This window comes from Pigmentiphaga litoralis, assembly GCF_013408655.1.
Lineage (GTDB): Bacteria > Pseudomonadota > Gammaproteobacteria > Burkholderiales > Burkholderiaceae_B > Pigmentiphaga > Pigmentiphaga litoralis_A.
Genome location: NZ_JACCBP010000001.1, coordinates 1,486,899 through 1,501,264 on the forward strand (window position 1 = coordinate 1,486,899; position 14,366 = coordinate 1,501,264).

11 protein-coding genes are annotated in these 14,366 nt (G+C 65.6%); 1 reads left to right on the top strand and 10 read right to left on the bottom strand.

All coding sequences use genetic code 11. The annotated features are described in order from the left end of the window. Nucleotides 1–24: 24 nt before the first annotated feature. The 9 genes from HD883_RS06565 to HD883_RS06605 form a co-directional block, all read right to left on the bottom strand. Complete coding sequence (locus tag HD883_RS06565; RefSeq protein ID WP_179587144.1) at nucleotides 25–1,212, bottom strand: ABC transporter substrate-binding protein; 1,188 nt, start codon at nucleotides 1,210–1,212, stop codon at nucleotides 25–27. Between the two features lie 68 nt (nucleotides 1,213–1,280). Then, on the bottom strand, nucleotides 1,281–2,087 hold the full coding sequence (locus HD883_RS06570) for an enoyl-CoA hydratase/isomerase family protein (protein ID WP_179587142.1): 807 nt from the start codon (nucleotides 2,085–2,087) through the stop codon (nucleotides 1,281–1,283). Then, nucleotides 2,080–3,699, bottom strand: coding sequence for an AMP-binding protein (locus HD883_RS06575; protein ID WP_179587140.1), 1,620 nt, complete (start codon nucleotides 3,697–3,699; stop codon nucleotides 2,080–2,082). Before HD883_RS06575 ends, HD883_RS06570 begins: the two co-directional genes overlap by 8 nt. Next, nucleotides 3,692–4,270 (bottom strand): (2Fe-2S)-binding protein, encoded by a 579-nt coding sequence (locus HD883_RS06580; RefSeq protein WP_179587138.1) that lies wholly within the window; start codon nucleotides 4,268–4,270, stop codon nucleotides 3,692–3,694. The genes HD883_RS06575 and HD883_RS06580 overlap by 8 nt, the downstream gene beginning before the upstream one ends. Beyond that, nucleotides 4,267–5,085, bottom strand: coding sequence for an FAD binding domain-containing protein (locus HD883_RS06585; protein ID WP_179587136.1), 819 nt, complete (start codon nucleotides 5,083–5,085; stop codon nucleotides 4,267–4,269). Before HD883_RS06585 ends, HD883_RS06580 begins: the two co-directional genes overlap by 4 nt. Next, nucleotides 5,082–8,348 carry a xanthine dehydrogenase family protein molybdopterin-binding subunit gene (locus tag HD883_RS06590; RefSeq protein WP_373563424.1) on the bottom strand — a complete coding sequence of 1,089 codons (3,267 nt, stop codon included), beginning with the start codon at nucleotides 8,346–8,348 and terminating at the stop codon, nucleotides 5,082–5,084. The genes HD883_RS06585 and HD883_RS06590 overlap by 4 nt, the downstream gene beginning before the upstream one ends. A 79-nt stretch (nucleotides 8,349–8,427) precedes the next feature. Further along, nucleotides 8,428–9,291 (bottom strand): AraC family transcriptional regulator, encoded by an 864-nt coding sequence (locus HD883_RS06595; protein ID WP_179587132.1) that lies wholly within the window; start codon nucleotides 9,289–9,291, stop codon nucleotides 8,428–8,430. A gap of 98 nt (nucleotides 9,292–9,389) precedes the next feature. Next, nucleotides 9,390–10,091, bottom strand: coding sequence for a GntR family transcriptional regulator (locus HD883_RS06600; RefSeq protein ID WP_179587130.1), 702 nt, complete (start codon nucleotides 10,089–10,091; stop codon nucleotides 9,390–9,392). A gap of 39 nt (nucleotides 10,092–10,130) precedes the next feature. Beyond that, nucleotides 10,131–11,852 carry an IlvD/Edd family dehydratase gene (locus HD883_RS06605; protein ID WP_179587128.1) on the bottom strand — a complete coding sequence of 574 codons (1,722 nt, stop codon included), beginning with the start codon at nucleotides 11,850–11,852 and terminating at the stop codon, nucleotides 10,131–10,133. A gap of 153 nt (nucleotides 11,853–12,005) precedes the next feature. Here HD883_RS06605 and HD883_RS06610 point away from each other — a divergent pair, with 153 nt between their 5' ends. Next, a complete protein-coding gene (locus HD883_RS06610; protein WP_179587126.1) occupies nucleotides 12,006–13,040 on the top strand; it encodes a Bug family tripartite tricarboxylate transporter substrate binding protein in 1,035 nt (344 codons plus the stop codon). A 215-nt stretch (nucleotides 13,041–13,255) separates the two neighbouring features. Here HD883_RS06610 and HD883_RS06615 read toward each other — a convergent pair whose 3' ends face one another. Then, on the bottom strand, nucleotides 13,256–14,308 hold the full coding sequence (locus HD883_RS06615; RefSeq protein ID WP_179587125.1) for a VWA domain-containing protein: 1,053 nt from the start codon (nucleotides 14,306–14,308) through the stop codon (nucleotides 13,256–13,258). Between the last annotated feature and the right edge of the window lie 58 nt (nucleotides 14,309–14,366).

Below are 14,366 nucleotides of genomic sequence, written 5' to 3' on the forward strand. Positions count from 1 at the left end.
CCTTGATCATGACGGCGGTTCGGCTCACCAGCGCTTGCAGGTGCTGGGGCCAATGGCCTTGTCGCCCTGCACCTTGCTGATGATGGTGAAGTCGCCATTGGCGATCCGGACGGCGTACATGTCCTGGATGGCCTGGTGGTCGGCCGCGCGCATGGTCTTTTCGCCCTGCGGCGTGGTCCATTTCAGGCCTTCCATGGCGGTCCGCACCTTGGCGGTTTCGGTGGACTTGGCCTTTTCGACAGCGGCCTTGTAGAAGTACAGGACGCCATACGAATCGGCGCCGTACAGGTCCGGCGCAATCTTGTTGGCCTTCACGAAGTCGGCCACGAAACGTTTGTTCTGCGGGTTGTCGATCTCGGGCGTGTAGCCCACGCCGGTCACGAAGCCTTCGGCGTTCTTGCCGATGGCCTTGATGTTCTGCGCCGTGATGGCGCCCGACACGCCGATCATCGTGATGTTCTTGTTGATGCCGTATTCGGCCAGCTGGCTGAACAGACGCACCGTGTCGTTGCCCGCGGTGGACGTGTAGAACACCTGCGGACGCGCCGCGCGGATCTGCCCGAAGTAGCTCGAGTAGTCCTTGCTGTCCAGCGGCGCGAACAGTTCCCCATTGGCCTTGATGCCGCGCTGCGTGGCGGCATCCTTGAACGCGGCCACCGTGCTGCGGCCCATTTCATAATCGGGGCCAAGCAGGAACAGCGACGCCCCCGGCTTGTCTTTGGCCAGCCATTCGGCCAGCGCCACCGACTGCTGCCCGGCCTTGGCGTTCACGCGAAACACATTGGGCGAACACTTGTCGCCGGTGATCGCATCCGAAAAGGACACCGTGGTCGCAATCAACTTATCGTTGCGTTCCGCAACCTGTCCCACCGCCAGGGTCGATCCCGAATTCACGGTGCCGGTCAGGAAATCCACCTTGGACTGCTGGAAGAGCTTTTCGGCCTTCTGCACCGCGACCTGCGGATTGGCTTCTTCGTCTTCATACAGCAATTCGACCTTGCGGCCCATGATGCCGCCGCCCGCATTGATCTCGGTCAGCGCAAGTTCCAGCCCCATCTTTACCTGCGCGCCGATCGGGGCATAGGTGCCCGACAGCGGCGTGACGACACCAATGCGCAGCGGGCCGGTTTGCGCCTGGACCGCCGGCGCAACCGCGCCCAGCAAGCCTGCGGACCAGAGTGCGGCGACGGCGGTTCTTTGTAGCGTCTTCATGGCAAGTCTCCTGAATCGACCCGGTGTCCGGGCTCATGTCGTGGGTGGGCAGCAAGGCAGGCCCCGGTTCAACTGCCCTTGAATGCCGGTTTGCGTTTGCCGTGAAAGGCTTCGACCCCTTCCCGGAAATCGTCGGAACTGCGCAGTCGCGAATAGCAATGGCCTTCCAGTTCGATCGCGATCGACAGGGGCGCATCTTCGGTGTCGTTCAGCAGTTTCTTGGCCGTGCGCTGCGCCAGCGGCGAAAAGGCGCGCAGTTCTTCGACCAGCGCGTCGGTGGCCTTTTCCAGGTCGGCATCGGCCACGCAGTCCACCGCAATGCCCCAGTCGTAGGCCTGCGGTCCGGGAATGCGGCGCGACCGCATCACGATGTCCTTGGTGCGGCCCACGCCAACCATCTTCTGCAGCCGAGCCGACCCGCCCGATCCCGGGATCTGTCCCAGCTTCTGTTCGGGCAGCGCGTACAAGGTGGTGTCGGTCACGATCCGGAAGTCGCAGGCCAGTGAAATTTCGAAGCCCACGCCAAAGCAGTAGCCGCGATTGGCCGCGATCACCGGCTTGCTGCAGCGGAACGGCGCCGCCACATTCCAGGCCAGCGCCGATACCTTTTCGGGCGTGGCTTCCATGAAGCCCTTGATGTCGCCGCCGCTGGAAAAATGTTCGCCGGTGCTGCGCAGCACGATCACGCGCACGCGCGGGTCGGCATCCAGCGCTTCGAAGACCAGGCGCAACTGATCGCGCTGCGGCATGGTGATGACGTTGAGCGGCGCGCGGTCGAGCACGATGTCGGCACGTTCGCGCGCGGCATCCACCTCCACCCGAAAGCCTGAAAGATCGTCCAGCAGCGACTGCGCGGGGTGTGTGAGGTCAGACACTGTCTTGCTCCTTGGAAAGGGATGGTTCCGGTTCATAGTCGCCGGCCACCAGGCAACGCCGCAGCACTTTGCCGACGGGCGACTTGGGTATGGCCTGCACGAACACATAGTCGCGAGGCCGTTTGAAATTGACGAGGTCGGACGTGCGGCACCACGCGTCCAAAAGGGCGGCATCGACCGGGGCTGCGGTGTGGCTGCCTTGGCTGCCCGTACCCGCCGTCGCATGCCGTTTGACGAAGGCCACGACCCGCTGTCCCCAGCGTTCATCGGGCAGGCCTGCAACCGCAACTTCATCGACACCAGGGTGCAGAGACAGGACCGATTCAATGTCGACCGGCGAAATGTTTTCACCGCCCGAGATGATCATGTCGTCGACGCGGCCGGTCACGAACAGGTCGCCATCGGCGTCCACATACCCCGTGTCGCCGGTGAAGTACCAGCCGCCTTTGAGCGACTTGGCATCCGCATCGGGACGGTTCCAGTAACCATCGAAAGCCTCGTCGCCCGCCAGATCGGCAATGATCTGCCCTTCCTGCCCGGCCGCGATGCGCGGGTGGGGCGTGGTGGCGTCCAGAGGCACGACGCCGATCCGCGTGTTGATGCCCGCGCGTCCCGCGCAGCCCGGCTTGGCGACGGCATCCTGATTGATCGTGCAGGTATAGACCTCGGACGATCCGTAGTGATTGACGAACAACTCGGGCTTGAAGGCGGCGTCAATGCGCTTGAGCAAGGCATCGTGCATGGGCGCGCCGGCAAAGCCGATCTTGGTCACCGACGTCACGTCGGTCTGCGCAAAGGTCGGGTGCGCCAGCATGTCGTGGTACAGGGTCGGGACCAGGTACAGGTTGGTGATGCGTTCGCTGGCGATCAGCCGCAGCACCGCGGCGGAGTCATAACGCGGCACGCACACGAACAGGCCATCCACCATCGCCATCGCCAGCAAGGACCGCACGCCCATGGTGTGATACAGCGGCATGACGCCCAGGGTGCGCTCGCCGCGCCGGTAGCTGTTCTGCGCCACGTGCGCCAGCGCGGCCGCGCGTTCCTGGCGATGGCGGCGCGGCACGCCCTTGGGTTTGCCGGTCGTGCCCGACGTGTACAGCATGAGCGAGATGTCTTCCGGCCCGCCGGACAGCGGCGGGTTGTCGCGGTCCAGGGGCGGCGCCGTCAGCAGATCGCTGAAGGACGTGGTGGCGCCGGTGGGCAGTGCTTGCGGCGTGGATGCCTCGCCCACCCCGATCCGCGCCATCTGCTGCGCCCTTTCCGACCCCGCCACCGCGTCGGCGCTGACCGCTTCGAACACGATGGCTCTGGCCCCCGAATCCACCGCGCAGTATTCGACTTCATCCGGCTTGGCGCGCCAGTTCAGCGGCGTGGCCACCACCCCCAGAAACTGGCAGGCCCAGTGCAGCGTAGCCATCTCCCAGCGGTTTTGCAGCACCAACAGCAGATGGTCGCCCCGCCCCAGTCCCAGTGCGGCCAGCCCACCCGCGACATGGCACACCTTGTCAAACCACTGCGCGTAAGTCAGCCGGATGTCGCCATCGACGATCGCCAGCGCAACGGGACTGCGCTCGACGCTTTGGAGGAATGTGCGGCCCAGATCAAGCATGGTTGCCCTCGTGTTCGGCAGGCGCGTTGGCACGCCGCGATGACGCGACATCCAGCACGGCCATCACAATGTTGGTGTAGCCGGTGCAGCGGCACAGATGGCCCGACAGCATCTCGCGCACTTCGGTTTCGGACGGGTCCGGGCGGCGTTCAAGAAAGTCGCTGCACGACATCAGGATCCCCGCCGTGCAGAAACCGCATTGCAAGGCGTGATGCCGCTTGAAGGCCTGCTGCAGGTCGCCGAGCGTGGGGGCCTTGGCCGATGGGGCGGCGGATCCAATGACGGCCGGCGGCGCGCCCGCCTCGACCCGGGCCAGTCCCTCCACCGTATCGATGCGGCTGCCCTCGGCCTGCGCGGCCAGCATCATGCAGGCACGCACCGCCACGCCATCGACCCGCACTGTGCAGGCGCCGCACACGCCGTGCTCGCAGCCCACATGCGTACCCGTCGCGCCCAATTCATGCCGCAAGAAGTCCGCCAGTGACGTGCGGTTGTCGCACCCGCCACTGCGCGGCCGCCCATTCAGCTGGATCGAAATCGTCGTCCGGCTGCGTTGCTCAAGTGCTTTCATGCGCTTGCCTCCTCAATCACACGGCGTCCAAGGCGGCGCACCAGGTGCCGCCGATACTGCGCACTGGCATGCTGATCGTCCTGGGCCTCCAGGCTCCATGCAAAGTCGTTGAGGGCGTCATCCAGTGCCGAACCTGACAGCCGCTCAATATTGAGCAGACGTGGACGATCCGACACGCCGCCCACCGCCAGCCGGATACCGTCGGCATCCACGCAGGCCGCCAGCGCCGCGATGGCAAAGTCGCCGTGGCGCTGCGCCATCTCGGCAAAGGCGTAGCCCGTGCCGGCGCGGTGCACCGGGTAGCTCACGTCTTCCACCAGTTCGTCGGGCCGGCGCGCGGTCATCAACATGCCCTGGGCAAAGTCATCGGCCGACAGATCGCGGCGCCCCTGGCGCGACCGCAGGCCCACGCGCCCGCCCAGTGCCAGGAGCACCACAGGCAGTTCCGCACTCGGGTCGGCATGCGCGATCGACCCGCACACGGTGCCGCGATTGCGGATCTGGAAATGCGAGATATACGGAAAGGCGCGCTTGAGCAACGGCACTTCGTCGCCGAGCGTCGGCCGCCATTCCACGCTGGCTTGGGTGGCCGACGCACCGATCACCAGCGCATCGTTGACGATCCGCGCATAGGCCAGCGGCGCGATGCGCGAGATGTCCACGACCACCTTGGGTTGCGCAAGACGCATGTTCAGCGCGGCCATCAAGGACTGCCCGCCGGCCAGGATGCGGGCATCGTCGCCATGCTGGTCCAGCAGTTCCAGCACTTCGTCGACGGTGTCGCAGCGGTAGTAATCGTAAAGACCGGGCTTCATGACACGTCTCCACCAAACAGGCGGCCAACCATGCGACGCCAGAACGAGGGACCGTCCGCCATCGACGCCGATGCGGCCTGACCCGGCCCCGGATTGGCACTGTGGATTCCGCGGCCCGACGCGGCAGTCGTGCCGTCGGCAACCCGCGCATCGAACGATGCGCCGACCTGGGTGCCAGACCGACTTTCCGCCTGTTTGCCCAATTGTTCGAACAATTGCTTCAGCACGATCTTGGCCGCGCCTTCCAGCATCCGGCCGCCGACCGCCGCGACCTTGCCGCTGACATCGGCGTGGTAGTCGTAGCTCAATCGCGTTCCGGCGCCCGACGGCGTCAGCTCCACGCTGCCGCTGCCGCTGGCCGTTCCCAATGACGACGTTCCGGCCCCGGCCAGCCGCAGCCGATGCGGCGGGTCGAGTTCAGACAGGCTGATCTCGGCCGCATACCGGGCCTTGACCATGCCGACACCCAAGGTCACATCGGCGCGGTACTGGTTCTCGCCGGTGCTTTCCAGGGCGTGGCATCCCGGGATCACCTTGGCCAGGGCAACCGGATCCAGCAGCACCGCGAAAATTGCTTCGGGCGTCGCGGCCAGTTCCACACTGCCCTGCGCGCTGAGTCCTTTGCCTGCCTTGCCCTTGCCTGCGTTGGCATGGTCCCCTGCCCGGGTGCCGGTCGCCAGATTCATCGCACCGCCGCCCACCCCGGCCGCCACCGCAGCGGGCGCGCCGTTCGACGCGTGGACCGCTGCGCCGGCCCCGTGCACCGTGTCGGCATCCCGACGCGCAGACCCGCCCGGGCTCCCGGCACGCGGCGGCGTTTCATCCATGCCCATCAACGCCATCACCTTCGACGGCGTCAGCGGCAGCACGACATTGGCCACGCCCAGCGCATCGGCCACGGCATTGGCGATGCATACCGGCGTGCTCATGTTGTTGCCCTCCCCCAGCCCCTTCGCGCCCAAGGGCGTGAAGGGTGATGGCGTCGACATGTGCACGATGACCGGCTCGGGCACTTCGCATGCCGTCGGCACCAGGTAATCCGCAAAGGTCCCGGACTGGAAACTGCCGTCGCCGCCATAGGCGAACTCTTCCATCAATGCCGCGCCCAGCCCCTGTGCAAAAGCCCCGCGGATCTGCCCGTCGGCCAGGGCCGGGTTCAGCAAGGTGCCGGCGTCATGACAGGTCACGTAGCGATCGATGCGCACCCGGCCGGTGTCGGGATCCACTTCCACGGCGCAGATGTCGAACGCAAAACCGTAGGCCGCCGATGTGTTGACCCGGTCGTCATCGGTCGGCGCTTCAAGCTGTTCAGGCGTCCAGAACACTGTCTCGCGCAGCCCCACTTCCACGCCGTGCGGAAGCAGTGCGGGGGCCCAATGCGGACCCGCGGCCAGCCGCGCGAACGGCAGCGTGCGCTCGGGCGTGGGCCCTGCAAACACCTGCCCGCCGGCAAAGCACACGGCGGCCGGTTCGCACGCCAGCAAGGGCGCGGCAATCGATGCCAGCTTGTCACGCAGCTTGACCGCCGCCAGGTGCAGCGTGCCCGCGACCGCGCCGGCAAAGCGGCTGGAATAGTTGCCCGCCGCCACCGACCACGCATCTTTCTGGCTGTCGAATTCGGCATTGACGGTAATGTCGGCAGGCCGCAATCCGAACACGTCGGCCACCACCTGCGCGGCCGCCGTGCGATGCCCCTGCCCTTGCGGCGTCGAGTCGATCAGTGCGGTCACGCCGCCCAGCAGATCGATGGACACCGTGGCCGACGCGATCGCCCCGTTCTTGGGACCCGCCTTGGCGCGCTGTTCCGGCGTCAACGCCGTCGAGATATAGCCCATGTTGGAAATCGACGGCTCGACAATCGCCGCATATCCGATGCCATACAGCCGCCCTGCCCGCCGCGCCGTGTCACGCCGCTCGATCAGTTCGGCCAGCCCGCCCTGGTCCGCCGCCAAGGACAGTCCCAGGGGATAGTTGCCGGAATCCAGCAGCGCGCCTGCCGCCGCGCGATACGGAAACGCATCGGGCTGAATGAAGTTGCGGCGATACACGTCCAGCGGATCCAGCCCCAGCTCCACGGCGATCCGCTGCATCAGGCGTTCCAGCGCGAAATACACCTGCGGCCCGCCAAAGCCGCGCACCAGTCCGGCGGGCGTTTTGTTGGTCATTACGACACGATTGCGCACCCGCAGATTGGGGATCGTGTAGGCCCCGGTCAGGCAGCCATGCATGCGATAGAAGGTGGCCGGCTCCGGCGCACGCAGGTAGCCGCCCACGTCATCGAACTGATCAAAGTCCAGCGCCAGGATGCGGCCATCGTCTTCCACGGCTGCCTGGATCGTCGACACGCGGCCCGTGGCCGACGTGGCCGCCACCAGATGCTCCAGCCGGTCTTCCACCCACTTGACCGGGGCCCCTGCCTTGCGGGCCGCCAGGCACATCATCACGATGTACGGGAATACGCCCTGCTTGACGCCGAAGCTGCCGCCCGAATCGGGCGGCGTGCGCAAGCGCAGGCGCGCCGCCGGAATCTGCAGCGCCAGCGCCATCACGGTGTGCAACGAAAACGGCCCCTGGAAATTCGACGTGGCCTCATAGCCTTCATCGCCTGGCATGAACTCGGCCAGCACCACGTAGCACTCGATGGGCGTGCAGGAATTGCGGGGGTATTGGACGGTCAGCCCGACCCGATGCGGCGCCGTTGCGAAGGTGCCGTCCGGATCACCGTAGGAAAAGTGGCGGTCGCTAGGAACATTGCTGCCCACAGCCGGATGCAGCAGGGCTGCGTCGGCCGCGATGGCGTCTTCCACGTCCACCACCGCCGGCAAGGCCTCGTAAGTGACGACGATGGCATCCAGCGCGTCTTCGGCCAGCGCCCGCGTCTCAGCCATCACCACGGCCACCGGTTCGCCCACGTAGCGCACGGTGTCCACGGCCAGGCAGTAATGTTCCATGGGGCTTTTGACGCCGACCACGAAAGGCCGGGTCCACGCCTTGACGTCCGCGCCGGTCAATACGGCGCGCACGCCGGGCCAGGCCAGCGCCGGTGCGGCATCGACCGCCAGCACCCGGGCATGGGCGTGGGGCGAACGCAGCACGGCGGCGTGCAAGGTGCCGGGCCGGGCGCCCAGGTCGTCGGCAAAGCGGCCGCGGCCTGTCAGCAGCGCGTCGTCTTCAACGCGGGGCATCCTTTGACCGACGTGGGCGTGCGCGCCCGCGTCCTGTTCTGCTTTCACGTCTCTCTGTCCCGCCGACGGTCGCCTCAGCGGCGCCATCGGTCTTCATGTCGATGGACGCAGTCTAGGCAGCAGGAGGACGAAAGGCCTTACCGAGGAATCCGGCCACTTACCCTTGAGTCTGTTTTTCGTAATGCTGCACCACGCGCCGGAAGTCCGTCGGCGCGCTGCCGATGTGCTGGCGGAAGAACCGCGTGAAGTGGCTCGGCGCCGAAAAGCCCAGTCGCGACGAGATGTCGGCCAGCGGCTGGCGCGTGTGCGTCAGGTCGGTGATCGCCGCTTCCATGCGCAGCACGTTGCTGTAGACATTGGGCGTCAGGCGCGTGCAGCGCCGGAACAGCGTAAAGAAATGCGCGCGCGATAACCCGCTGTGCATCGCCACGCGGTCCATGTCAAATTCGGCGCCCAGGTTCTGGCGCATGTAGCCAATGGCCTTGCGGATGCGCGGATCGCCGCCGATGGCGCTTTGCGCATGCAGCAAATGGCGCATGTTGCGCCATTCCGAAAACGGATCGATCACCGCGATCATCAGGTCGAACAGCACGGTTTCAAGCCGCTCGGCCGGAATGTCGTCGGCGTACAGCATTTCCATGGCCAGGTCGTCGGCCAGCTTGCGGATCCGCGCCGAAATCTCGACACAGGGATTGGGAAAGAACTGCGGATGCGCCGCGACTGACAGATGCCGCTGGATTTCCCCCAGCCACGCCGGCTCGACATACAGCGCAAGGATCACCGTGGGCGGCGCCAGGGCGCCGGGGTGTTCATACGAATGCGACTCCCAGGCGTTGACGAGCACCGCGGTGTCGTCGGTCAGCGGCGTGATCCGGTCCCGCACCCGGAAGGCCGTGTCGGCGCCGCTTGCCTTGATCAGCACATGGCAATGATGGTGCGCATGCGTGACGAGCGGCTTGTCCATGTCGAGCAATGCGACACGGCCGAACCTGCCCTGGAATATCCTGATAGCCGTCGACACACCGTCTCCTTATCGACTTCGATGACCCGGGCCTGTCGATCATTATTGTTGTGCCCGAAGCTATCTTACACGCCGATGTCAACGGATCGGCACCGCCTTCATGGCTGGCTGAAGCGGTGCTGGTTGGCGCTCAGGTAGGCGTCGCGCGACGGCAGGAGGTGCTCGCGGCACAGGGTGACCAGGGCATCCCGGTCCCCTGCCTTCAGGGCCGCGATCATCTGCCAGTGTTCGCGGCAGGCCTTTTGCCGGTAGTCGGGCGACACCAGCGAACTGAAGCGGATCGGGTGGGTCTGCCGCGCATATTCGGCGATCGCCCGCTGCAGCACGACGTTGCCGGTCAGCCCAAACAGGGCCTGGTGGAAACGCACGTTGGCGCGAAACACACGCCGCGGATCGTTGGCCTGCACCGCGGCGTCGTGCGCTTCCTGGATCTCGATCAGTTCGTTCAAGGCATCCGGATCGGGCGACTGCGGAATCAGGCTGGCCGCCTGCGTTTCCAGCAAGGCCCGCAACTGATACAGCTCGGACACTTCCTTGGGCGTGAACGACCGCACCAGGGATCCGATATTGCGCCGCCGCTCGGTCAGGCCCAGGCGATCCAACATGGCCAGCACCTCGCGCACCACATGCCGCTTGATGCCGAAACGATGCATCAGATCGTCTTCGATCAATCGTTCGCGCGGGTTGAGGACGCCCAGCACGATGTCTTCTTCCAACGCGGCAACGACCCGCGCCACCGGGTCGGCTGTCGTGTCGTCAAGAATGACCGCATCGGGTGCGTGAAGCAGGGCTGTGTCCATGGCAGGGGCTGTGCAGACAGGCAAGATCGGGCCGTCAGATTACTTGGTTCGTGGGACGGTACCGGTCATGGTCGCAGCGCGCAAGAAATCGAAGTCGACCCCTTCGTCGGCCTGCGTCACCGTGGTCAGGAACAGCTTGCGATAACCACGGTCCGCCGTCGGTTCGACCACCGGCGCCACGCGCGCCCGTTCGGCCAATTCTTCGGCCGACACCAGCAGCGCGATCTCGCGATTCTTGACGCTCAGGCGAATGCGGTCGCCATTCTGCACATAGGCCAGCGGGCCGCCCACGGCCGCTTCCGGCGTGACGTGCAGCACGATGGTGCCGGCCGCCGTGCCGCTCATCCGGCCATCGGAAATGCGGACCATGTCTTTCACGCCAGCGCGCGCCAGCTTCATCGGGATCGGAATGTAGCCGGCCTCGGGCATGCCCGGTGCGCCCTTGGGGCCGATGCGCTTGAGCACCAGCACGTCGTCGGCGTTCACATCCAGATCCGGATCATCCAGGCGGGTGACCATGTCTTCGGCGTCTTCGAACACCACCGCGCGGCCTTCGTGTTCCATCAATTCAGGCGCGGCGGCCGACTGCTTGATGATCGCGCCGCCCGGGGCCAGATTGCCACGCAGCACGGCAATGCCGCCCTGCGGGTAGATCGGGTTGTTGAACGGACGGACCACGTCCTGCTTGAACGGCGCACTGGCGGCGTCGAGCTCTTCGCCCAGCGTGCGGCCCGTGACGGTCATCGCGTTCAGATGCAGCAGCGGCTTCAGTTCGCGCAGCAGCGTGATCATGCCACCGGCCTTGTGGAAGTCTTCCATGTAATGCTGGCCCGACGGCTTCAGGTCCACCAGCACAGGCGTTTCGGCGCCAAAGCGGTCCAGCGCTTCCAGGTCCACTTCAAAGCCCATGCGGCCCGCAATCGCGGTCAGGTGGATGATGCCGTTGGTCGAACCGCCAATCGCGAGCAGCACCCGCATGGCGTTTTCAAACGCTTCGGCCGTCAGCACCTTGTCGATGGTCAGGCGGTCCTTGCTCATTTGCACGGCCAGCGTACCGGTCTGCTCGGCGATACGGATACGGTCGGCCGTCACGGCGGGGGCCGACGCACCGCCCGGCACCATCATGCCCAGCGCTTCGGCAATACACGCCATCGTGCTGGCCGTGCCCATGACGGAACAGGTGCCCACACTGGCCACCAGCTGATTGTTGACGTCCGCAATTTCCTGGTCATCGATCTGGTCCGCGCGGTAGTAGGCCCAGTAGCGGCGGCAGTCGGTGCAGGCGCCAACCCGTTCCGACCGGTGCGAACCCGTCAGCATCGCGCCCGTGACCAGCTGGATCGCCGGGATGCCGGCCGACGCCGCGCCCATCAACTGCGCGGGCACCGTCTTGTCGCAACCGCCGATCAGCACCACCGCGTCCATCGGCTGGGCGCGGACCATTTCTTCGGTGTCCATCGACATCAGGTTGCGCAGATACATGCTGGTCGGCGCGGAAAAGCTTTCGTGGATCGAGATCGTCGGAAAGTCCATGGGCAGACCGCCTGCCAGCATGATGCCGCGCTTGACCGCTTCGATCAGCTGCGGCGCATTGCCGTGACAGGGGTTATAGGCACTGCCCGTGTTGACGATGCCGATGACCGGCCGCGTCAGGGCGCTGTCGGTGTAGCCCGCGCCCTTGATGAAAGCCTTGCGCAGGAACAGCGAAAAGCCGCGGTCCCCGTAATTGGTGAGCCCCTTCGACATACCTTCCTGGGACATCTCGGGGGTCGTGGAGTGGCCATTGGAGGGGGTAGTGCCAGGCTTTTTAGGCTGTGAAGTCATGTCGATTTAATTATCAATAATATTCTTGACGATGATGCTACCCGCTTCTATAGTCGGTCACAAGAGGGGCCTGACCCCTTACTTATAAAAATGCCTGGAGATCGACGCGTGAAGCTCTGTACATCCTCCCCCCGTGCCCTCAATCCCCTGCGTCGCCACCTGTTGCTCGCGCTTGCGGTGGCTGGCGTAGCCGGCGCTCCCCTTCTTGCCCACGCTGCGGACGACTATCCCAGCAAGCCCATTCGCCTGGTCGTGCCCTATCCCCCAGGGGGCGCCACCGACGTGATCGGCCGTGTCATTGCGCAGAAGCTGTCGGCCGCGCTGAATCAACAAGTGGTCGTTGACAACCGTGCCGGCGCCACCGGCAACATCGGCGCCGCGGCCGTCGCCACCGCGGCACCCGACGGCTACACGTTGCTGATGGGCGCGCTGACCAGCCATGCCATCAACGCAACCCTGTTCGCCAAGACGGTCAGCTACGACCTGGAAAAAAGCTTTACGCCAGTCGGCATCGTCGGCTCCGTGCCGCTGGTGTTCGTCGTCAACCCGACCGTCAAGGCACAGAACCTGACCGAGCTCATCGCCCTGGCCAAGAAGCAGCCCGGCTCGCTGACCTTCGCATCGTCAGGCAGCGGATCGCCGCAGCACCTGGCCGGTGAAATGTTCAAGAAGATGGCCGGCATCGACATGCTGCACGTCCCGTACAAGGGCAGCGGCCCCGCCATGACCGACCTGGTCGGCGGACAAGTCCTGAGCATGATCGAAACCGCCCCGGCTGCGCAGGGCTTCATCGCGTCCGGCAAACTGCGCGCCCTGGCCGTCGCATCGAAAGACCGCGTCAGCACGATGCCCGACGTCCCGACCGCCGCCGAAGCCGGCCTGAAAGGCTTTGAAGTCAGCTCCATGTTCGGCATCCTGGCCCCCGCCGGCACGCCCAAAGCCGTGGTCGACAAGCTGACCTCGGAAATGAAAAAAGCCTTGAGCACGCAAGACGCCAAAGACGCCCTGCTGCAACAAGGCGTCATCGCCAACTACGCCGCCCCCCCCGAAGCCGCCACCGCCATCAAAACCGAAGTCGCCAAATGGGCCAAGGTCATCACTGACGCCAACGTCAAAGCCGACTGACGCCCCGCAGCAGATAAACCGCAGCAGCAAGACAATCGGCCCCGAAGCATCACTGCCTCGGGGCCGAATCTTATCGATCACAGGAATCGGTAGCCCAGAGCGACCAAGCGCCACCCGCAGCATTACAGCTCCCCCCTCCAGGGCACAGCGGATCTGGCTCCGCCAGTCCGCCAGTGCCGCCCCCTTGGGGGGAGGCGCGAAGCGCCTAGGGGGGGCTAAAGTATTCTGCCGAACCACCACATCGACAGCAACGCGGCCACCATCGTCAGCATCGCGCCCAGCGCCACGAACAACGCTGACACTTCCATCGGCTCTTCCTTGTCGTACGCCAGGCGCATCGCCAGCGACTGATAGATCGTCTTCAGTTCCTTGGCGTTATCCGCGCGGAAATATTCGCCGCCACTGGCCGACGCAATCTTCTTCAACGCCTCGTCATCCAGCCGAACCCGCATCGACCATCCGTCCACGCTCAGTGTCGCGCCCTCGTTCGTCCCGACGCCGACGGTATAGATCCGCACGCCATGCGACGCGGCCACATCCACGATCTTCATGGGATCCGGCCCGGTATTGCTCTGGCCATCCGACAGCAACACGATCGCCACCGACCGGTTGGATCCCGGCGTGGCGGGCGGCGCTTCGGGATCGATCTTGGGCGGCACGGCGCCGTAGGTCGGACGGCCGCTGATCAGCCCTTCCACATCCAGGTCGGCCGCCGGCAGCAGGGCCGCCAGCGAAATGATCAGCCCACTGCCCAATGCCGTGCCGCGCTGGATCTGCAGGTTGTCGATGGCCGCCGTGGCGTCTTCCCGCAGCCGTGTCGGCGACTGCACCAGCGCCGCCGCACCCGCAACCGCGACGATGCCCAGACGCACGTTGTGAGGCTGATCATCAATGAAGGCCTTGGCGGCGGTTTGCGAAGCGACCATGCGGCTCGGCTTGACGTCGTCGGCCCGCATGCTGCCCGACATATCCATGGCCAGCACCACGGTTTCGAGCCGCGACGGCAGCTTGACCACTGCCTGCGGCCGCGTAACCGCGAACAGCATGGCGCACAGTCCCAGCAGCAGGATGACAGCAGGCAGGTGCCGGCGCATGCGGCTGTCGCCCACGGCCGCCCCCACCAGGTCCAGGCTGGGATAGCTGGCCGCCACGCGCCGCCGCCGCGCAAGCAGGCGCACGTACAGCAGCACCAGCACCGGCACCAGCAGATACAGCCACAGCATGCGCGGCCACAGCAGGGTCAGGTGCCCGAAGTGATCCATGTTCATCTTGCTACCCTTGCCTTTGCCTTTGCTCTTGCCTTTGCTCTTGCCTTCGCCTTGGCGC

Excerpts from the sequence above, each read along its gene's own strand:
- HD883_RS06600 (WP_179587130.1), bottom strand. The coding sequence starts at position 10,091 with ATGGACACAGCCCTGCTTCACGCACCCGATGCGGTCATTCTTGACGAC.
- HD883_RS06580 (WP_179587138.1), bottom strand. The coding sequence starts at position 4,270 with ATGAAAGCACTTGAGCAACGCAGCCGGACGACGATTTCGATCCAGCTG.
- HD883_RS06585 (WP_179587136.1), bottom strand. The coding sequence starts at position 5,085 with ATGAAGCCCGGTCTTTACGATTACTACCGCTGCGACACCGTCGACGAA.
- HD883_RS06610 (WP_179587126.1), top strand. The coding sequence starts at position 12,006 with ATGCCTGGAGATCGACGCGTGAAGCTCTGTACATCCTCCCCCCGTGCC.
- HD883_RS06565 (WP_179587144.1), bottom strand. The coding sequence starts at position 1,212 with ATGAAGACGCTACAAAGAACCGCCGTCGCCGCACTCTGGTCCGCAGGC.
- HD883_RS06605 (WP_179587128.1), bottom strand. The coding sequence starts at position 11,852 with ATGTCCCAGGAAGGTATGTCGAAGGGGCTCACCAATTACGGGGACCGC.
- HD883_RS06615 (WP_179587125.1), bottom strand. The coding sequence starts at position 14,308 with ATGAACATGGATCACTTCGGGCACCTGACCCTGCTGTGGCCGCGCATG.
- HD883_RS06575 (WP_179587140.1), bottom strand. The coding sequence starts at position 3,699 with ATGCTTGATCTGGGCCGCACATTCCTCCAAAGCGTCGAGCGCAGTCCC.